The sequence below is a fragment of the Streptomyces sp. NPDC003379 genome, from assembly GCF_053589195.1.
In genome coordinates this window covers 147,408-166,261 of sequence record NZ_JBSFRK010000010.1, presented here as the reverse complement: position 1 = coordinate 166,261, position 18,854 = coordinate 147,408, and the positions used below count along the sequence as shown (strand labels likewise).

Here is an 18,854-nt window from a genome sequence, read left to right as displayed (position 1 = left end):
CCGCACCCCTACGCGAAGGTGTCGAGCAGTCGCCCGTACACACCGAACACCCCTATGGCTAACGGCAGCAGGGCAATGACACTCACCGTCTCCAGTACGTCGCCGACACGGCGAAGCCGCACCCGCACATGCTCGGCGGGCTCAACCGCAAGCATCACCAGAGGAACCAGGGCCAGCACGACGAGCAGAACCAGTGGCCCCGCGGCGGCCGACCGGTCCATCCACACCCTCACCAGCTCCACCACGACGACGGCCGAGGCGACGAACAAGCCCACCACCTCCGCGACGAGCGGATAGGCACGCGCACGCAACCCGAGGACCACGACGGTGACCGCAGCCACCAGCACGGTCCAGGTCGAGGGCGCACGCAACACCATCACTCCGGACGCTGCGGCAGAGACAGCCAGCACGACGGTGGCCAGGGCAAGTCCACGGTGTGTGGCACTCAACGCGGTACCCACCTGATACCGGCTCACCGAAGCCCCTCCGGTACGCCGGTCGTCGAGCCCCGACAACCCGGACGCCATCAAGGCAAGCCGAGGCAGCACACCAAGAACCACCACTGATACGACAGCGAGCAAGGCTCCCATCCGAGCCTGCTCGGTTGCGGTCCGGGCGCCGTCCTGCAGCGCGAAGGCGGCTTCCCACAGGACCAGGCAGCCCAGAGCGGTCGCGGCGCCGATCAACGCCCCTCGCCCCAATGGCGAGAACCACCCCAGAAGCAACAGCACGAGTACGGCGTTGAGGACGACGCCTGCCAGCAGCACCGGATTACCCCAGGCGTACGCATCGCCCAACGTCCACGCGCCGAGCAAGCCCAAGGCACCGGCGGACACGAGCAACGTGGTGGCAAGCCCGGGCTGCTTACGCCACCCGAGCAGTACCCCGGCAAGGCCAAGCAACACGGCGACGGCCATCAAAGCCTTGCCCGCAGCCGCCAACTCGAACTCGCCGGCAGCCAACACACCCGCCACCACCACCCAGGAAACGGTGGCCAGCCCCGCCGCAACCCGCCGAGCCGCGGGTCGCCACCGCCAAGCCCGCACATCCAGATCATCGGCGGCTTCATCGGTGACGTCATGCACCACGGGCGCGGACGGCGCGTCCTCGGCACGCACTAGCCGCAGCACGGCACCGTCGACGACACCGGCCGACTCCAGGGTGCTGTCGTGCGCCAGCGCGGAACCATCCGCGGTGACGAGGTGCCGCAACATGGGTCGGGCAGCAGCCCGATCATCGAGCAGCCGCAACACTTCCGGAAGCAACAGCCCGATCGGCTCCTGGGAGGGAAGGACGAGGTCCACCCGCCGCTGCTCTCCCACCAGGGTGACCCGGCTCAAGGCCGTTCGACTCGTACCGCTCGTGCGGCTCAACGGCCCCGCAGAAATCACGCGTTCGAACCTATCATCGAGAGGAAGGGGTGACGGAGGATGAAGGGGAGGGAGCGGACGGCGTGGAAGAAGGCACGGAGGAGCTGTAAGGGCTCTTCCCGATCAGCCGGTGTGAGATGAACGACCACCCCACACATCCGGCGCACAACACCGCCCCGATCACCACCCCGGCAAACACCTTCCCCAACCGCTCGTCGATGGTCCGCCGCTGCCGCTGGGCGCCGAACAGCAGGGCATCCCGCAGGCGTCGACGCCGAACGGACACCGACTCCAACAATTGACTGTCGTAATCCTGTGCTGTCATCACAGCGCCCCTCGGGCTGCAGTCGGAGTAGACCTTACACCGAGGAGCGAGATGCTATTGCGTGAAGGAATGGGAATTGGCACAATCCCTGACCTTACTGGGTGCGTCGCCCCGACTAGGTGGCTGCTGTTAACTTTCGGTAGCAGCCTTTGCCATCTGGCTCACTTGTTCATCACCAATCAAACTGATGTACTCACCGAGCTGCTTTACCTCCGGTGAATTCGATCGGTGGAGGACCGTGATGGCGTGCATCAGCGTCCGATGAGAGGGTGCAACCTTCAGTACATCCATGACGAGTTTGGCGGCTACCCTTCCATCAACCAGTGCGGATGCACTTGCCAGATCGACAAGCTGAGTGGCGACATCGAATCTCTGGCGCTCGCCTCCAGCCAGCCCCGCGACCCCTCTCTGTACTGCCTCCGAGATTTCGCCAAGAACATAACCCGCAGTGGCGTGATCGAGCAGCTCTCCGAGCTTATCCTCGAAATATTCACTGTCGGAAATTCGAATCAGAGAGCGGAAAGATTCGAGTCGCTGCGTAGTTGTCCCCTTGGTTTCCGCCATCTCGTCACTATCGCTCACGGCCACTGCGAGCTGAGCGAATGTGCTGTCGACTGAGAATTTTCGGTCGATGAGGGCTTCGTACCAAGGTGCGAGCTTGGGTGATTCGGCGACGCTCATTACTGCGCTATAGCCAGCTGACTCGCCCCATGTCGTGAGCGCCAAACAGGAGAGAAAACGATCTCTCTCGGTTGCTGTCGGATCCCCCATCAACTCGATGAGCCCCGGTACGCGATCGTTATGTCGCGGATCGTCGAGGCCCGCGTAAATAACGTCTTCTGGATCCGAAGTTGCTTGGCCGTCGAAATCGGTGCCAAGCAGTCGGATGAACTCACTCACCGGTGATTCCTTTCCATGATCAACCACCAAAGGGCCCGATTATGTACTCGTTCGGAACGACGCCCTTGATCAACCACTCTTCGTCGCGGGTCGTGTTCATCATGTCTACCATCCGCTGGGCAATCCGCTTCGCCTTGCCCTTGCTCAGCCCCAGTGACTGCGCAATCTCCTGGGCATCGGCACGGCTTGACCCCGGTGGCAAGGTGAGGTCCACGTGCCGACCGGCGATCTGGTTGGCGCTCTCCTGCAATGCAGCTTGAACGTCGTCGGGTGAGTAGACCTCTACCCCTGCAACCCGGCCATCCGCGATGTCCCGTTCCAGTTTGGGCAGATCTATTCTGATCTTTCCAGCACCGAACGCCTTGGCGTCGGCTCCATCTCGGCTGAGCGATGTGAAGGGGCTGTCCGACTTGGCCGGGTCGCGGCCGACGATGTGGTCCACGACAGTGGCATCACCGTCGGGATTGGCCGGTACGAGATCGCCGTCAGCGTTGAGATGAGACTTGCGTTGACCCTTGTGATTGTGTTCAGCACCGAAGTTGTCGTCTTGGCGCATCAAATGCGGCCTTCCACCGTCATCGCCGCTGCCCGGCCCGTGGGTTTCTCCGCCGCCAGAGTTGTGGTTCACCTGGGGTGGCAGCTTTTCGCCCGCGTGAGCGCCAGCTTCCGGCGCCCGCGTGCCCGCACCGACGAGCTGGTGCTCGCGCGGCGCCGTGACGGAGGGGACTCGTTCGTGGGTGGGGCGTTCGACCGGGGCCGGGGTCGTGTCGGGGACACCGTCCTTGTGGACGGCGAACTTGCCGTCGTCAAGGTGGAGTTCAGTGTTGCTTGAGACCTTCCACACGCTGCTGGTGGATCCGGTACCTGGGGCGTGGCCGAATCCGGAGCGGAGGCGGGCGGCGACGTCTGCGATCTTGGGTACGGATCGGGTGGCGGCCCCGACGGTCTGGGCTGTGGCGCTGAGGGGGTCGATGGCTTCGCCGGCTTTGGCCAGGGTGCCGGCGGTTTTGGCGACGGCGCCGCCCTTGGCCATTTTCGAGACGGCGGCCATCGGTCCCGAGGCGAGGGTCAGGCCGTTGAAGAAGACGGTGCCCGTGGCCTTGCCCGGGTGGTCTTGCCAGTCGTCCCAGCCGACCAGGCCCTTGGCGAAGGCCTTGGTATACGGGCGGCCCTCGGCGACTTGTTCCTTCCAGGGCGAGTCTTGCTTGTTGAGCGGGTCGAAGATGTAGGACTCCAGGCCGAGGACCGCCATGCCCAGCCCTTTGCGGGCCGCGTCGCCGTCCGCTCCGGGGCTGACGAGGTCCACGATCCCGGTGACGGTGCCGACGATGTTGTCCTTGATGCTGACGCCGGCTTCCTCCACGTGGTGGGAGAGGTCGAACGTGTCGTAGGTGCGGGCCTCGGGGGTGCCCCAGGGCAGTTTGTCGGCGTGCTTGAGTGCGTTAGCGGTGTAGCCGTAGATCTGCGCACCGAGTGGGACCAAGGTGCCCTCGTAGCCCTGCGGTACGTACTGGGTGCCGTCCACCAGAGCCGTGATCTTGTTGTTGGCGGCGGTTTCGGCGGCGGTGAAGTCGGCCTGGGCCTGGCCGATCTCGCCCCACAGGGCCTTGTGCTGGTCGATCTTGCCCTGGTCCTGGGTCCACTCGTCGTCGATCTCGCCGCTGTCAGTCCTCAGGCTCGCCGTGAAGTCGGCCACCCGGGTCCGCAGCCGGTCCAGGCGGGCGATGATGGGCCTGACCGTGCCGGCGTAGTCGTCCAGCGCCTGGGCGACCGTCTCGACCTTCGAGGCGAACAGGTCCGCCCGATCCCGCACCGGTGCAGTGGAGGCGAACAGCCTTTCCGCCTCGGGTGCCCGGTAGAACGCCCCCAGCCCCTGAAACCTGCTGTGCGCCACGCTGCCCGCCTGGCGCAGGGCTCCGGCGTGGGTCCGCAGTCCGGAGGCGTGTTGCTCCAACCGCTCCAGATCACCGGTGAAGTGGGGGACATCTTTCGCAGAGATCACAGGGAGCCCCGCGTGGGGGGTGTGGGCCACTCCAGGACCGGGTCGACGACACTGGCTGCGGAGCGCTGCACCTCGGCCGCGATCTCCAGGTCGCCCGCCTCGTAGGCAGCGGTGGCCAACATCGCGCCGCTGACCGACTGCCCGGCCCGCGCACCGATGAACTGCACTTCTTCGGCGGTGCCCTCGGCGAACTCCACGAGCGCCGAGGCGACCAAACCTCCGACCGGGCCCTGGCCCCCGCCGACGTCCCCCGATACCAGGGCGCCGGACCACTTCGCGGCGCCCCCCAAGTCCTCGCCGTACCCGCCGACGTGCTGCTCAAGGGCGCCCAGTACATCGTTCACCCGCGACAGGACGTGACTCACCCCGCCCGGCTCAATATCCCATTTTGGCATGCCAACCCCCCACTTCAGCCCCATGACCCCATATCCACACCAGCCTGCCCGCAGCGGCCTGGTGGGTCAGCCGATGTTGTCGACCGCGGCGCGTGCCCGCGCGAGTGTCGACTGCGCGGTGCCGTCGTTCTGCTCCAGCGTGGTGCGCACGAGGCGGATGATTTCCCGTACCTCGTTGGCTGCCTTGTTCCAGCGGACTTCCTTGCCGTGGTAGTCGTCTGACACCCCATCGGCCTGGTAGTCGGCCATTGCGGCCTTTACCGCGCGGTCGCGGTCGCCGAGTACGCGCTCCAGCTGCCCGATGATGATCTGCAGGCCGCCCTGTACGTCGGACGATGCGCCGGTGTCGTAGGAGCGGCGGTCCTGGTTTCCAGCCATGGCGAAGTTCCCCCTGCGTGCGAACAGTCTGGTATGTAGGTCGAGCGGCCTGGTCAGGCGGAGAAGCGGGCGCCGTCGAAGTTGGCCGCGCCCATGTTCTGGTGGGCGTTGTCGGACTGCTCCTGGTCACCGGAGCCGAACGCGGTGTCCATGCCCGCCTGGCCACCAAGGATCGAGGACAGCGCCCCGTTCAGGTCCGAAGTGATGTCGTCCGCGCGCAACTTGAACGAGTCGAAGGCCGCCTTGCCAGCTCCGTTGAACTTGCCCTCCAGCGGCTCGGCCGCCTGGACCAGCAGGCTGATCAGCGTTCCGAGATCGTCGCTGGACCCCACGGTGTTTTTCCCCAGCACCGCGAGAGTCGTGTCTCCCATGTCGAACTTCATGAGCCCACCCCCGTGTATCCCCGATTGCGCGGCGCGCTGTGGGTGGGTCTGCCGTGACGGCACACGCACGCGTCACTCGCACCCCGTAGTGTAACGATCATCCTGTCCCATGGACGTTGCAGGCGCAACGCAGTTGGGGGTGAGATGGCGTGATCTGGGCCATGGTGTGCGCCATGCGGGGACCTGCCGGCTCGGGAAATGCGATGTTCGATGACCACGATTGCGCTGGTAGAGGTGCTGTGCCACCGCACACGTACCAGTGACGAGGCGCTGTCACGGAGAGTGCAGTCGGCGGCCGGTGGCGAGGAGGGGCGCCGGTCAGGGTCGCCATGGCCGAAACCGCGTGCGGTGCGTAGGCGTCGGCCACGTCGAACTCTTCTCCAAGTCGGCTGCCACGCCGCGAGCAGGGTCGGTATCAGCGACTGGGTCCGTGGGCTCGTTTGTGTCCGAAGTGGCCACGGCGGGCAAGTAGCGGGCCCGAGCGCGGGGAGTTATGGTCCCGGGAACGCGAAGTTCCAGGACCTGCGCGCACTTCGCCGACGCCGTGCTGGTGGTGTCCGGTCCTGACCTCCGCAGGTGCAGGCCCGGATGAGGCACGCCCGGATCGCCGAGACGGTGGACATCTACGGTTATCTGGTCCGGGAGGTCGACCAGGAGAATGCTCCCGCTTTCTTCGAGGAGCTGTACGGCATCACGGCACCGGCCAGCTTGCCGGATGTCGCCCTGATGCCGTGTGCCGAACGGAAACCCGCGGTTGCCGACAGCCCCGTGTCAGGCCCGCGTTTACGGCGTACAGCCCGGCTCGTCGGCCATTCCGGCCGGGCAAGGACCACGTCGCAGACGACTTCCCAGGCCGCCCCCCGCGGAGGATGCTGTCCCTTGAGCAGTCCCGCGTCGTCATCGAAAGGTCCTATGACCTGGCGGCCGGGCTCGGCCGACCGTGTCTGCGGTGTTGGCCGCCTGCTCGGTCGAGGGGGATGCCATGGCCAGGTCGGCCGACGGCGGAGCGGCTCCGCGGCACCGTGGCGCGGCCTCCTACCGGCGCGATCCGCTGGGGTTTCTCGCGGCGGAGTTCGCGGGGACCCGGGACGTGTGGCGCTCGGCGTCGGGTCGCCTCTGCGTGGCAGGTCCGCAGGCGGCCCGCGAGGTACTGGGCAACCGGCGGGGCACCTTTACGGAGACCTCCGACTTCTTCCATACCCGGACTGGGGTCTTCGGTCCCAGAGCGGCGCAAGTCGCCATCGGACGTGCGGCGCGCGACCTGGTACGCCGCCACCTCGACGCACGCCGCTCGGACCTGCCCCGCCTGGTCGGCGCGCGGCTCGCGCCCGTCAGTACGTGGCCGGACGCGGGCAATCTGCTGATCCACGAGCATCTGCGAGACGTACTTCTGTGCCCGGACGCTTCCGCGGAACTCCACGGAGCGGTCGACGGCATCATCGCCCGCGCGGTTCTGGCCGGCGCACGAGAGCGGCACGCGCCCCTGTCCCGGCTCCGGTTCCGCCGCAGGGTGATGGGCCTGCTGATCCGGGAGGTCGGGGCGCGCCGCGGAACCGGACTCACAGAGCCACGCGACCTGTTGGACGTCGCCGTGATCGGGGCCGGGCTGGCGGCGGATCCCGGCCAGGTGGCCGAGGTGTATTTGTCGTTCTTGTTCGCCACGGTCGGCTCGATCGGCTTCGCTCTCGGCTGGTCGGTCCATCTCGCCGGTACGCACCCGGCCACCATCGGCGACGAGCCGGCGTGGATCGTCCGGGAGGCGCTGCGACTGTGGCCGGTGGCCTGGCTGTTCGCCCGTACGCCGAGCCGCGCACATGAACTGGGCCATGTTCCGGTCGGCCCGCACGACGAGGTGGACGTGTGCCTGTACCTCGTGCACCGCCACCCTCAGCACTGGGAGCGACCGGACGAGTTCGTACCGCGCCGCTGGGAGACCCCGCCGCACGATCCGGCGTTCATGCCGTTCGGATTCGGCCCGCACACCTGCGCAGGGGCCACCGTGACGATGACGCTCCTGGAGGACCTGGTCCGCGTCGTCACCCGCGACTGGCGTCTGTCGATCACCGCGAGCGGCCCAGGGCCCCAGTGGGGTCCCGCGCTGGCTCCGCCGCGTTTCACGGCGGAGCTGCTTCACCGGGCCGTCGCCCGAGAGAGGAGGTGAATGACATGAGGAAGCTCATGCGCACAGCCAAATCGGTCCTCAACATCCGGTTCGGCTACGGCGGGCACCACCACTTCTGGTACGTCTACCACCACATCTGACCGGAATCGGTGTGGGTGGCGGCCGACCGGCGGCTGCCCGCACCGGCCGTGAGAGGCAGTGCCATGACCACACCGCACCACGGCGACGACTTCCTGCACGATCTGCGGCTGCGCAGCGCCGCCGAGGGCGGCGTCTTCTGGCTGAGCGACGGTCAGCTCGCCGTCTTCGAACCGGCCGCCGCACGTCTGGTGAGCCGTGCGAACTGGAACGGCCTGGTCATGACCGACCGACTCGTCGACATGGTTCGGCGCCGCCGGAGCACGCCGGTTCCCTGGGCCCGCGTACGCGCCGTCTGGCTCACCCAACTGCACACGCTCGCCACCGGCGAGCGCACCGCCGAAATGATCACCCGGATGGAACGGACCGCCGATGCCCGGCTCGGTGACGACATCGACCTCGTCCTGCTCGCCCAGGACATCGCCGTGCAGTCCGTCCTGCCGGTCGCGCTGTCGGGCCTCACCGCGCGCGAAGCGGCCCATATCGGTGAGGACTTGCGGCAGAAACTGCTGCGCCTGATCGACCGACACCCCGGCCGCGGGCTGCGCCATCACGCGCGGTTCGCCGCGGTTCAGATCCGGGCCGGTCTGGTCGTACGAAGGGTGCTGCGCGACCGCGCCTCCGGCCGCCGCGCCCGTGAACCGGACCTCACCGACCCGATCGTCGACCTGCTCCCCGAACTCGGCATGGACCGCGCCCTCGACGTCGTCACCACCGTGCTCACCGCGATCGGCGGCCCGCCCGGCTCCGCGGCCGCGAGCGTGCTGTACGAACTTGCCCGCAACCCCCGGTGGACCGAGCGGCTCGCCCGGGAACTGCGGAACCTGGACGTGGTGGAGTTCTGCGCCGCACCGGTCAAGGCGGCGCCGGTCACCCACCGGTTCGTCAAGGAGGTACTGCGCATGTGGAGCCCGCCGCTCCTGCTCGTGCGGCAGGCACAGGTGTCGCTGGACCTCGGTGCCACCCGGCTGGAAAAGGGACAGAGTTACCTCGTCAGCCCACACATGATCCACCGCGATCCCCGGTTCTGGCAGCGGGCCGACATCTTCGATCCCGACCGTTTTCTGCCGGGCGCAGCACACGGGCCGGCCGACCGGACGTGCTACGTGCCGTTCGGCTGGGCACCGAAGAAGTGCATCGGCGCAGACATCGGCACCACCCAACTGATGGCGCTGTGCTACCTGATGTGCACCCGCTACCGCCTCACCGTCCCGGACATCGACACCGTCACCATGGCCTGCCGCTTCGCCCCGGTACCGCGGCACTTCCGGGGCCGCCTCACCCACGTATGACCGGTGGCCGCGTGGCCACGTGACAGCCGAGTGGCCGCGTGGCCACGTGACAGCCGAGCTCCGGCTTCAGCTGCGGTTCCGGTCGGCTTGGGTGTATCACGGTCGTATCGCCAGTTGGTAGAACCGTGCCCCAGCCGTACGGGCATGAGGAGCCGCATGCCCGACCAGCCACAGTCCTCCGACGCGCCGGCCGCCGCCGGCCCGTCCGAAAGCGGTGCGTCACGGTGGATCTGGGCGGTGGTGGCGGTGCTCACCGCCGCGCTGCCGTCCGCGCTGCTGGCGGTGGACGAGATAGGCACGCGGCTGGGGAGCGTATCGACGGTCTTCGTGCTCGTGGGGTTGGTGCTGGCTCTCGCTCTGACGGTTCGGATGACTCTTCAGGAGAGCTTCCCGGACAGCTCACGCCGTACGAGGGTGCTCTTCGGCCTGCTGTCGTGCGGGATCTTCGTCGCCGGGGTGGTCGTGCTGTACGTGTTCCGTGAACCGGAAGCGCCGCTCGCCCGCATGAAGGGCGCCCGCGATGTGGCGGTCGTCGGCTTCACCGGGCCGGCCGACGCCGAGGGCGAACAGGTGCTCGACGACGTGTCCCGCGCCTTCGCCACCTCGCTCCGGAAGGCGCTGCCCGACACCGCCGGGGTACGCAGCTACGCGACCGAGACCACACTGCCCCTGGACACGCTGAGGCACCCCGGCCATGACGACCTCGACGAGCAGACCCGGCAGTTCGTCGACCGGACAGGCGCGGAGATCCTCGTCGGCGGCACCGTCGCCGCGGCGCCCGGCGGGCAGACCGACGTCCGGCCCGCCGTGTACGTACGGGCCGACCAGGTCCCTGACGCGCCGGAACTCGTCGGCTGGTATCTCAGCGAGCCGATCACCATGGAACAGGGGTGGCAGTCGGCGCGCAGCCGCGAGCAGGTCGTCACCGAACTCGTACGACGTTCACAGCACCTGGCCGCGTTCATCGACGCCCTGGACGCCTGGCGCACGGGCAGAGCCACGGACTCAAGTCAGATCTTGGGAGAGCTGCTTCCTGGGAACGCCGGGAACGCCGGGAACACCGGGAACACCGGGAACACCGGGAACGACCGACCGAGCCAGAAGAAGCAGCGGGGCGACCCGGGCGCGCCCGACAACGGGTTCGTCACCTCCGACATCGTCCGGCTCTTCCGTGGCCACGCACTGGAGCAACGGGCAGCCGCCGCATCGGGCCCTGCCCGGCAGAGACTTCTGAAGGCCGCCCGGGCCGACTACCGGGCCGTCTCCTCCGGCTCCCCGGTCGGCCTGCGGGCGGAGCTGAGTCTGGCGGGCAACGGCTACCGGCTGGCACTGGGCAGCAAACCGAGCTGCCGCCCCGGCACCGTCCGGGCGACGGCGCTCGCGCGGGCCTCGGGCACGCTGCGCCGCCTGGCCGGCAACGAGGCGTTCACCGATCTCGGCCGGCTGAAGGCCAAGGTCAACCTGGCACAGCTGGAGCAGTGCCGCGTCACGGCAGGGCTCCTCACCGACGACGGCACGGTCGAGCGGCTCGTGGCGTCCGTACGCGCGACCGAAGGGGAAGGGCCGGTCAGGGAGCTGCGGTCGCTGGCCACATCCATCGCCGCCGTACACGCGGCGGGGCAGGGCGATCTGGAGCAGGCGTCCGATCTCATCGAGGAGGCCCTCGCTCTTCAGCCCCGCTTCCTCCAACGCGGCGTGTGGAAAGGGCTGTTGGCCTCCTGGGAGCTGGCCCGCTGCGATATGGCGGCGGCACGGGCGGCTCAGAAGGACTCGCTGCGCCAGCTCCGCGAAGCCGTACGCGCCGAGCAGGCGGACCCCGAGCTGCCCGACAAGTACCGACTCGCTTTCGAACAAGAGGTGTCCGCCGCTCGCAAGGGGTGCGCCTGAGCCCTTCGGAAGATCCATCAGTAACCAGTAACACCTACAGCCCAAAGAAGACGGGGGGCAGCGATGAGAGTGGCCATGACCGGAGCGACCGCGGCGGTGGTCGTGCCCGCGGCTCTGCTCTGCGCGATCACAGCCGGATGCACCTCGCAGAACGGCACCGGCAAGGACGCGTCGGGGCCCAGAACAACCGCGTCCTCACCGGGCAAGGAGCACTCCCGGTCGGCCTCCACGGCCCAGCCCGGCGGCACCGCGCGTCCCAAGACCGCGGGCCCTGGTCGGAGCGGCTCGTCCTCGTCCGGCACCGATCTGCTGCTCTCGCGGCAGATCGACCTGCTGGCCGCGGGAAACGGAGCGACAGCGGATTGCGCCGAAGACATCGAGGAACTGCCCGACCACCGGGCCGACAGCCCCGCGGCCTGGGTGAGCAGCAGCATCGACGGCCCCAAGAGCCCAGGCATCCCGCAGCATGTCTCGCTCTGCCTCGCCGGCTTCTCTCGTGGCGGCCCTGGCGACGTCGACATCACGGTCTCCGTGAACGGCCACGCGTACGCCACGACCGCGGTGCCCGCCGAGGGAAGCGTCACCTTCCAGCGCCTTGAGCCGTCCAGCACCCTCTTCCGAGGCGGCCGACTCCGGCTGTACGACGTGGGAAAGGGCGTCCAGCAGAGCGAGATGTGGTCCTTCGTCCCTCCCGGCGCGGCCCGGGAGCGGCTGGCCGACGCCGGAGAGCTGACCGTCAGCGCACGATCGGGCGGGGCATCGGCGACCCGTGACCAAGCGATCGAACTCCCGTCGGTGCCCGACCGCGGGTGGCTGGACAGCGACACCCGGCGGCTGCTCGTCTTCGGCTTCGAGCCGGGCAGCCGGGTGCCGGTGGGGCTCTACCGAACCCGGCCGGGAGGCGAGACAGCGGTGCTCGTGCGCACGATCGGCACGGTCTTGATCCCACAGTCCCGTACCGCCGTCTTCCCGGTCCCCGCGGAAATCCGAGCTCTCGCCGACGACAGCGCGGAGTACCGCGTCACCGTCCCCTTGAGCGAGCAGTACAACACCCCGGTTCTCTGAGGTGGCGCCTCGGTGACCCGGCTCACACCCGGCCGCTGTCAGGAATCGCCGCGCTGTCCCGCTCAAGGGGCAAGCGATTCAGACAGGAGCCCCACCATGAAGCACCGCATCCTCGTCCTCGGTGCCGGTTACGCCGGGGCCTTCGCCGCCGGGAGCCTGGCCCGCCGCCTCTCGCCCGCCGACACCGAGATCACCGTCGTCAACGCCGAGCCGGTCTTCGTCGAGCGGATGCGCATGCACCAGCTCGCGGCGGGCCGGGAACTCGCGACCCGGCGGCTCGCCGACGTGTTCGCGGGCACCGGGGTACGGCTGCGCGTGGCGCGGGTCACCGCGATCGACCCCGAGCGCAGGACCGTCGCCGTGACCGGCGAGGACGGTGACGGCGAACTCGGCTACGACACGCTGCTGTACACGCTCGGCAGCCGGGCCGCCGACCACGGTGTCCCCGGTGTGGCCGAGCACGCCTTCGACGTCGCGGGACGGCCGTCGGCGCTGCGGCTGCGCGCGCGCCTGGACGCTCTGGGCGGAGCCGGCACCGTACTGGTCGTCGGCGAGGGCCTGACCGGCATCGAGACCGCCACCGAGATCGCCGAGGCGCGTCCCGGTCTCTCCGTGGCCCTCGCCGCCCGTGGCGAGCTGGGAGCCTGGCTCTCCCCGGGGGCACGGCTCCACCTGCGCGGGGCCTTCGACCGGCTGGGCATCACCGTCCACGAGCACACCGGCATCGAAGCGGTCGGGGCCACGTACGCGGTCGGCGCCGACGGCACCTCCTTCCCGGCCGACGTGACCGTGTGGACCGCCGGGTTCGCCGTCGACCCCATCGCGGCCGCCGCCGGTCTCGCGGTCACCGAGGGCGGCCGGATCGTCGTCGACGACACCATGCGCTCGGCCTCGCACCCGGACGTCTACGCCGCCGGCGACAGCGCGTACGCGATCGGCGTGAACGGCCGGCCGCTGCCGATGTCCTGTGCCTCGGCAGGGCTTACCAACATGCAGGCGACGGACGCGATCGTGGGACGGCTGACCGGACGCCGGGTCCCGAGCGTCAAGAAGAACTACGTCGGCAACCACATCAGCCTCGGGCGTCACGACGCGATCTTCCAGATGGTCGACGGCGACGTACGGGCCAAGTCCTGGTTCCTGGGCGGCCGGAAGGCCATGCGGCTCAAGGCGGGCATCCTCAGGATCAGCCTGTGGAGCGTCTCGCACCCGACCTTCGGCATGCCGAGGCGCAGGCGCCACCTGGCCACTGCCACGAGGGCCGTCGGCGCCAGGGCGACTGCCACCGTGCCCGACAAGGCCGCCGCTTAAGGTCGTCCGCATGGAGAGCACCGCCGCTGATCGCTTCGAGGCCGGCCGGGCACGGCTGGCCTCGCTCGCGTACCGTCTGCTCGGCTCGGCAGCCGACGCCGAGGACGCCGTGCAGGACGCGTACCTGCGCTGGCACGCCGCCGACCGGGAGCGGATCGAGGTGCCGGAGGCGTGGCTGACCAAGGTCGTCACCAACCTGTGCCTGGACCGGCTCCGCTCGGCACCGGTACGCCGCGAACGCGCGTCCGGCGTCTGGATGCCCGAGCCGCTTCTCGACGGCGACCCGATGCTCGGCCCGGCCGACACCTTCGAGCAGCGCGAATCGGTGTCGCTCGCCGTCCTGACCCTGATGGAGCGGCTCTCACCGGTCGAACGGGCCGTCTACGTCCTGCGCGAGGTGTTCTCCTATCCCCACTCCGAGATCGCCGGGATCCTCGACATCTCGGAGTCCGCGAGCCAGCAGCACGTGCACCGGGCCCGGCACCGGGTCGCGGCCGCGCGCCGCGGCGGCGGTGAGGTCGACCCGGCGTCCGCGCGCAAGGTCCTGGAGGAGTTCCTCGCCGCCGCGTCCTCGGGTCGTACGGAACGTCTGGTGGCGCTCCTCACCGACGACGCGACCGCGGTCTCCGACGGCGCGGGGCTCGCCAGGACGCTGTGGCGCTACGAGACGCCCGAGCGCGTCGCCGCCATGATGCGGACCGCCTTCAAACCCACTCCCGCGAAGCGGCGCCTGGCCGGCGGCTCGCCCGCCTTCCACATCGGGCAGGTCAACGGCTGGCCCGCCGTGCTCGCCGTGCTGGAGGACCGGATCATGGGCGCCGTGGCGTTCGAGATCAGCGACGGCAAGGTGGCGGCGCTGCACGGCTTCGCCGCCGCGGAACGGCTCTCCCGCCTCACCGGGGAGTGGCGGCAGCACGGACCCGACGCCCCGGCCATCGGCCAGTGGTGAGCGGGGCGCTCCTTTTCATGGAGTGCCGTCCGATCACCGGCGGCCCCCTTGCCGGTCAACCTTGCCGGTCAACGTTGGGGCGTGGGGTGTGGCGATCGAGTGGGAAGACCTGTCCGACTGGATTTCTATTAACCCCAACGAGTGGCTCGAATTCAGATTGTCGGCGGCGGCCCACAAGAATGACGAACCTCACGGCCATTGGAGGTCTCGTGTCCCGCTCCGCCTCGTCCCCGCCGAACATGACAACCCTGGGGTGTGCCCTCTTCGCGACCCGTTGGCTCCAAGCACCCCTGTATTTCGGGCTGGTGGCCGCGCAGGGCGTGTACGTCTACAAGTTCTTCAACGAGTTGTGGCACCTCGTCCACCACGTCATCAGCGGGCACGCGGACGAGACGCACGTCATGCTCGCCGTCCTGAAGCTCGTCGACGTGGTGATGATCGCCAATCTGCTGATCATGGTGATCGTCGGGGGGTACGAGACGTTCGTCTCGCGGATCGGTCTGCAGGGCCACCGGGACCAGCCCGAGTGGCTGTCGCACGTCAATTCCAACGTGCTGAAGGTCAAGCTGGCCACCGCCATCGTGGGGATCTCGTCGGTGCATCTGCTCCAGATGTTCGTCGACGTCCACCACACGCCCCGGCACGACCTGCTGTGGGGGACGGTCATCCACATGGCGTTCATCGCCTCCGCGGCCATCCTCGCCTACATGTCCGGGCCCATGGCGGCGCACGAGGTCCGAGCGCGCACCGTGAAGGAGGACCCGCAGCCCGCCATGGTCATTCCCGCCCAGCGGGACGGCAGGGCGGCCGAGGAGCGCATCGACGCGGTGGAGCCGGGAGGCGAGGCCGAGGAGCGTATCGAGGCCGCCGGGTTCCCGGCCAGGAAGGTCCTTGAGATGTTCGACGAGGGGCATCTGCGGGCGCCCGAGCCGCATGTGATCACCCGGCTGGGGAAGGTCGACTTCGTCACCCGCAAGGCGAACGTGGTGTTGCTCGGCGGCCCCGGCACCGGCAAGACGCATCTGGCGGTCGCTCTCGGCGTACGGGCCTGTCAGGCCGGCCACCAGGTGCTGTTCGCGACCGCCGCCGAGTGGGGAACCCGGCTCGCGGACGCCAAGGCCGCGGGGCGGCTGCGCAAGGAGCTGGCCCGCCTCGACGCGTACCCGGTGCTCGTCGTGGACGAGGTCGGCTACGTGCCCTTCGACTCAGAGGTCGCCCACCTCCTCTTCCAGCTCGTCTCGCACCGCTACGAGCGGGCCTCGCTGATCGTCACCGGCAACCGGCCGCTGAGCCGCTGGGACGAGGTGTTCGGCGACAGCGCCACGGCCTCCGCGACGGTGGACCGCCTGGCCCACCACGCGGAGGTCATCACCCTCGACGCCGACAGCTACCGCACGCGCCGCCTGGAGGGCGCGCCGGTCGCGGCCCGGCAGGGATCCGGACCGGTCTTCTGAGGGCCTGCGGGAAGCCGGGCGGGAGGCCGATCCGGGCTGCTCAGTCGCCGGCGCGGCGCACGTGCCGGTGGCCGTCGGCCGGGTACAGGGGCGGCCACGGCGGGAGGGTTTCCGTGAACGCGTAGCGCGTCTTCTCGGCGACGCGGCACGAGGCGGGGTTGGTCACCTGGTGGAGGAGTTCCAGGCGGGTCAGGCCCGCCGGGCCGAAGGTGGCGAAGGACCAGGTGGTCAAGGACTCCAGGGCGCGGGACGCGATGCCTCGGCCGCGGGCGTGGACCGCCGTCCAGTAGCCCACCTCGGCCGACGTCCTGCCGGGCACGGCGTCCTTGAGGACCACATGGCCCAACAGGGGGCCCTCGCCGCCGCCGGGCCGCGTTCCGAGCACGGCGAAGGCGTAGCGGGTGCCGATGGCCCATGCCTGCTGCTGCTCGTGGATCCACCGCAGGCCGTCGCTCTCGTTCTCCACGGCGGTGGCCGCCGACGGGACCTCTGCCGGGGCGCCGCGGTGCGCCTCGACGAGCGCGCTGACGTCGTCCTCGCACCAGGGGCGCAGGGTGAGGGGAAGGGCGGTGACGGCTTCGGATTCATCCATGCCGTTCACTATCGGCTCTCCACCCGCGGGAGACTCAACTCTCCGGCCCGGCACGTTCCCACCGGCTGGCGAAGGGAAAGAAGGAGTCGAAGAACGTCTGGAGTTCGGCCGCGACCCGTTCCTGGTCGGCCGCCGGGGTGTCGACGTCGTTCAGGCAGAGGAAGTCGTACTTGTGCCCGGGACCGAACTCCGCGAGAGCTTCCCGCGTGCCCGCCTTCCCGATGTCCACGTAACGCTGCCTGTACTTGCCGGGCACGGCCCGGCCGGTGAGGTACGCGTGGTGGTGGTGCAGGGCGGTCGTCATCGCGATGTCCGCGACGGAGCGGAAACGGGAGCGGCTCGTGCGCGTCACGTCCTCCGCGAACAACCGCTCCAACTCGGCCAGCACGGAACGGAGCTGGGGCTGCGGGGCGTGCTTGAACTTGCTCACCGCGAGACGGCCGCGGGTGTCCAGGAAGAGCCTCCGCGCGTTCTTGCCTGCCGAGTTGGGCGCCGGCTCGTCGGGGTGCGGTTCGCCCAGGCCGAGCTGGAAGGAGGAGAAGGGCAGCTTGGCGATGCCGTTGCCGTGGAAGAAGTGCCCGGCGGTGACCGGTCCGGCGAAGAAGAAGTCGTCGTTGAGGTAGAGGTAGTGCTCCGAAAGCCCGGGTATGTGGTGCAGCTGGGTCTCGATGGCGTGGGAGTTGAAGACGGGAAGCGCCGAGGGGTCGGTGAAGATGTCCTTGTGGTCCACGACCTGGATGCCCGGGGCGCTCGTGTTCAGCCAGGCGGGGGTCTGCCCGTCGGTCACGAGGTAGACGTTCCGTACGAACGGCGCGTACATCTCGACCGAACGCAAGGAGTACTTCAGCTCGTCGCGGCTGGTGTAGCGGGAGGCTCCGGTCTCGCGTGCGTGGATGCGGGCCGTGTGCGAGTCGTCGCGGCAGGACTCGCGGCGGGCCCGCAGTTCGGGGTCCGCGCCGTCCACCCATGTGTAGACGAGGTCGATGGGGAAGTCGACGGCGTCGATGCGGGGGAGGGAGAACGCCTCGTAGGTCGGGTAGTCGCGGCTCCCGACGGTGCGGCGGGAGGGGACACGGGCCTGGAGCGGGAGTGTGTCCGTCACGGCGTTGGGGCGGGGGGCGACGAGAGCGTCGGTGAGCACGGCGGGCGGTGCCTGCGTACGCAGGGCGTCGACGCGCTCGGTCTCCCGCTCGTCGTCGAGCAGGCGGCCTCCGTCGCGCCAGAACTCGACGTCGCACCCGTAGGACAGGTCGGCGAGTATCCGGCCGGACGGGCCGAGCAGGATCTCCCCGAAGCGGATGACGTCCTGGCGCTTCAGCGCGGTGGGGAGGGAGCCGTCCGCGTACAGCACCGCGTCGGAAGGCAGCGGGACGGTGCCTGGTTTCATGGCGTACAGCGCGGTGGCCCCGTACATCGCGCGCAGCTCGTCCAGCAGCCTCTTGCGGTCGGCGAAGCGGATGGCGACGACATGGCGGGTGTGCGAGCGGCCCGGGGCCAGGAAGTAGTCGACGCCCGCGCGCTCCAGGGCGTCGGCCACCAGGCCGAGGTTGCGGGCGGAGGCGCCGGCGGCCGTGAAGTGGTCGACGGTGCGCCCGTAGTACGTACGTCCCTCGAAGCGGACTTCTCGGACGTCCGGGTCCGACTGAAGAAGGGCGAGCCGTCGGGCCGCGATCTTCTCCTGCCGCTTCTGTTCCGCTGCCGCGGCCTGTGCCGCCTTGTTCTCTCGGGCCAGTTCCTCGCTCTGTCGGGCCCGTTCTTCGCGGACACGGGCGGGCAGCAGACGTTCGGTGAGTCTCTTGGTGCGTGACATCTTCGTGTTCAAAGTGAAGAAACTATGAAGGTGGTACTGACATTTAGTCAAGCAAGAAGTCTTTTCCTGGACCGCCTGGCCTGAAGGTCCCGAGCTGTCTCAGGCCACCGGCCGGGGGCCCGGCGTGGGGGCCGCGTTCTCCGCGAGGCTCAGGTGGATCAGATGGGCCACCGTCGGCGCCGTGCGCTTGGTGCGGATACGGCGCAGGTACGTGCTCACCGTGTGCACGCTGATGCCCAACCGCCTCGCCACCTGCTTGTGGGAGAGGCCCTCCGCGATGTGCGCCAGCACTTGACGTTCTCTGTGGGACAACGCCGGTGGGGTCTGCGGGCGGCTGGTTGCTGGCATGTTCCCTCCGGGAGGGACTGGCGACTTTACGAGGCTGTGAGCCGACTTGATCTAACCATGGCCATGCGGAAACAGAAAGCGCATGGCGTTGTCAAGTCACCAACTCGGGTGACTTTAGGCGCGCTTCGGAGCG

17 protein-coding genes are annotated in these 18,854 nt (G+C 69.0%); 7 read left to right on the top strand and 10 right to left on the bottom strand.

Annotated elements, in window-relative coordinates; all coding sequences use genetic code 11:
• Nucleotides 1-8: 8 nt before the first annotated feature.
• From eccD to ACWDVB_RS12165, 7 genes are all read right to left on the bottom strand, one after another.
• Complete coding sequence (gene eccD / locus ACWDVB_RS12195) at nt 9-1,340, bottom strand: type VII secretion integral membrane protein EccD (RefSeq protein ID WP_451514568.1); 1,332 nt, start codon at nt 1,338-1,340, stop codon at nt 9-11.
• A gap of 64 nt (nt 1,341-1,404) precedes the next feature.
• Nucleotides 1,405-1,695 carry a hypothetical protein gene (locus ACWDVB_RS12190; RefSeq protein WP_451514567.1) on the bottom strand — a complete coding sequence of 97 codons (291 nt, stop codon included), beginning with the start codon at nt 1,693-1,695 and terminating at the stop codon, nt 1,405-1,407.
• A 129-nt stretch (nt 1,696-1,824) separates the two neighbouring features.
• A complete protein-coding gene (locus ACWDVB_RS12185) occupies nt 1,825-2,595 on the bottom strand; it encodes a hypothetical protein (RefSeq protein ID WP_451514566.1) in 771 nt (256 codons plus the stop codon).
• A gap of 19 nt (nt 2,596-2,614) precedes the next feature.
• Nucleotides 2,615-4,597, bottom strand: a complete 1,983-nt coding sequence (locus ACWDVB_RS12180) for a hypothetical protein (protein ID WP_451514565.1) — start codon at nt 4,595-4,597, stop codon at nt 2,615-2,617.
• Nucleotides 4,594-4,992 carry a DUF6507 family protein gene (locus ACWDVB_RS12175; RefSeq protein ID WP_451514564.1) on the bottom strand — a complete coding sequence of 133 codons (399 nt, stop codon included), beginning with the start codon at nt 4,990-4,992 and terminating at the stop codon, nt 4,594-4,596. Before ACWDVB_RS12175 ends, ACWDVB_RS12180 begins: the two co-directional genes overlap by 4 nt.
• Nucleotides 4,993-5,058: 66 nt before the next feature.
• Nucleotides 5,059-5,370, bottom strand: a complete 312-nt coding sequence (locus ACWDVB_RS12170; protein WP_351161619.1) for a pore-forming ESAT-6 family protein — start codon at nt 5,368-5,370, stop codon at nt 5,059-5,061.
• 53 nt (nt 5,371-5,423) lie between these two features.
• The gene (locus tag ACWDVB_RS12165) at nt 5,424-5,753 is read right to left on the bottom strand and encodes a hypothetical protein (RefSeq protein ID WP_451514563.1); all 330 of its coding nucleotides are present in this window, start codon (nt 5,751-5,753) and stop codon (nt 5,424-5,426) included.
• A 982-nt stretch (nt 5,754-6,735) separates the two neighbouring features.
• Here ACWDVB_RS12165 and ACWDVB_RS12160 point away from each other — a divergent pair.
• From ACWDVB_RS12160 to istB, 7 genes are all read left to right on the top strand, one after another.
• Nucleotides 6,736-7,914, top strand: a complete 1,179-nt coding sequence (locus ACWDVB_RS12160; RefSeq protein WP_451514562.1) for a cytochrome P450 — start codon at nt 6,736-6,738, stop codon at nt 7,912-7,914.
• A gap of 164 nt (nt 7,915-8,078) precedes the next feature.
• The gene (locus ACWDVB_RS12155; protein WP_451514561.1) at nt 8,079-9,305 is read left to right on the top strand and encodes a cytochrome P450; all 1,227 of its coding nucleotides are present in this window, start codon (nt 8,079-8,081) and stop codon (nt 9,303-9,305) included.
• A 156-nt stretch (nt 9,306-9,461) separates the two neighbouring features.
• Nucleotides 9,462-11,192 (top strand): hypothetical protein, encoded by a 1,731-nt coding sequence (locus tag ACWDVB_RS12150; protein ID WP_451514560.1) that lies wholly within the window; start codon nt 9,462-9,464, stop codon nt 11,190-11,192.
• Nucleotides 11,193-11,267: 75 nt separating this feature from the next.
• Nucleotides 11,268-12,257, top strand: a complete 990-nt coding sequence (locus ACWDVB_RS12145; RefSeq protein WP_451514559.1) for a hypothetical protein — start codon at nt 11,268-11,270, stop codon at nt 12,255-12,257.
• A 96-nt stretch (nt 12,258-12,353) separates the two neighbouring features.
• Entirely contained in the window at nt 12,354-13,568 is a 1,215-nt protein-coding gene (locus tag ACWDVB_RS12140; RefSeq protein ID WP_451514558.1) for an NAD(P)/FAD-dependent oxidoreductase, read from the top strand.
• Nucleotides 13,569-13,578: 10 nt separating this feature from the next.
• Nucleotides 13,579-14,517 carry a sigma-70 family RNA polymerase sigma factor gene (locus ACWDVB_RS12135; protein ID WP_451514557.1) on the top strand — a complete coding sequence of 313 codons (939 nt, stop codon included), beginning with the start codon at nt 13,579-13,581 and terminating at the stop codon, nt 14,515-14,517.
• Between the two features lie 239 nt (nt 14,518-14,756).
• Nucleotides 14,757-15,971 (top strand): IS21-like element helper ATPase IstB, encoded by a 1,215-nt coding sequence (istB, locus tag ACWDVB_RS12130; RefSeq protein ID WP_451514628.1) that lies wholly within the window; start codon nt 14,757-14,759, stop codon nt 15,969-15,971.
• A gap of 40 nt (nt 15,972-16,011) precedes the next feature.
• Here the strand turns inward: istB and ACWDVB_RS12125 are convergent, their stop codons facing one another.
• The 3 genes from ACWDVB_RS12125 to ACWDVB_RS12115 all read right to left on the bottom strand — a co-directional run bounded on the left by ACWDVB_RS12125 (nt 16,012) and on the right by ACWDVB_RS12115 (nt 18,721).
• On the bottom strand, nt 16,012-16,563 hold the full coding sequence (locus ACWDVB_RS12125) for a GNAT family N-acetyltransferase (RefSeq protein ID WP_451514556.1): 552 nt from the start codon (nt 16,561-16,563) through the stop codon (nt 16,012-16,014).
• Nucleotides 16,564-16,597: 34 nt separating this feature from the next.
• Nucleotides 16,598-18,373, bottom strand: coding sequence for a stealth family protein (locus ACWDVB_RS12120; RefSeq protein ID WP_451514627.1), 1,776 nt, complete (start codon nt 18,371-18,373; stop codon nt 16,598-16,600).
• A gap of 99 nt (nt 18,374-18,472) precedes the next feature.
• A complete protein-coding gene (locus tag ACWDVB_RS12115; protein WP_451514555.1) occupies nt 18,473-18,721 on the bottom strand; it encodes a response regulator transcription factor in 249 nt (82 codons plus the stop codon).
• Nucleotides 18,722-18,854 lie beyond the last annotated feature (133 nt).

Excerpts from the sequence above, each read along its gene's own strand:
- ACWDVB_RS12140 (WP_451514558.1), top strand. The coding sequence starts at position 12,354 with ATGAAGCACCGCATCCTCGTCCTCGGTGCCGGTTACGCCGGGGCCTTC.
- ACWDVB_RS12145 (WP_451514559.1), top strand. The coding sequence starts at position 11,268 with ATGACCGGAGCGACCGCGGCGGTGGTCGTGCCCGCGGCTCTGCTCTGC.
- ACWDVB_RS12165 (WP_451514563.1), bottom strand. The coding sequence starts at position 5,753 with ATGAAGTTCGACATGGGAGACACGACTCTCGCGGTGCTGGGGAAAAAC.
- ACWDVB_RS12120 (WP_451514627.1), bottom strand. The coding sequence starts at position 18,373 with ATGTCACGCACCAAGAGACTCACCGAACGTCTGCTGCCCGCCCGTGTC.
- ACWDVB_RS12155 (WP_451514561.1), top strand. The coding sequence starts at position 8,079 with ATGACCACACCGCACCACGGCGACGACTTCCTGCACGATCTGCGGCTG.
- ACWDVB_RS12190 (WP_451514567.1), bottom strand. The coding sequence starts at position 1,695 with ATGACAGCACAGGATTACGACAGTCAATTGTTGGAGTCGGTGTCCGTT.
- ACWDVB_RS12150 (WP_451514560.1), top strand. The coding sequence starts at position 9,462 with ATGCCCGACCAGCCACAGTCCTCCGACGCGCCGGCCGCCGCCGGCCCG.
- ACWDVB_RS12175 (WP_451514564.1), bottom strand. The coding sequence starts at position 4,992 with ATGCCAAAATGGGATATTGAGCCGGGCGGGGTGAGTCACGTCCTGTCG.
- ACWDVB_RS12115 (WP_451514555.1), bottom strand. The coding sequence starts at position 18,721 with ATGCCAGCAACCAGCCGCCCGCAGACCCCACCGGCGTTGTCCCACAGA.
- ACWDVB_RS12160 (WP_451514562.1), top strand. The coding sequence starts at position 6,736 with ATGGCCAGGTCGGCCGACGGCGGAGCGGCTCCGCGGCACCGTGGCGCG.
- ACWDVB_RS12125 (WP_451514556.1), bottom strand. The coding sequence starts at position 16,563 with ATGGATGAATCCGAAGCCGTCACCGCCCTTCCCCTCACCCTGCGCCCC.
- istB (WP_451514628.1), top strand. The coding sequence starts at position 14,757 with ATGACAACCCTGGGGTGTGCCCTCTTCGCGACCCGTTGGCTCCAAGCA.
- ACWDVB_RS12170 (WP_351161619.1), bottom strand. The coding sequence starts at position 5,370 with ATGGCTGGAAACCAGGACCGCCGCTCCTACGACACCGGCGCATCGTCC.
- ACWDVB_RS12135 (WP_451514557.1), top strand. The coding sequence starts at position 13,579 with ATGGAGAGCACCGCCGCTGATCGCTTCGAGGCCGGCCGGGCACGGCTG.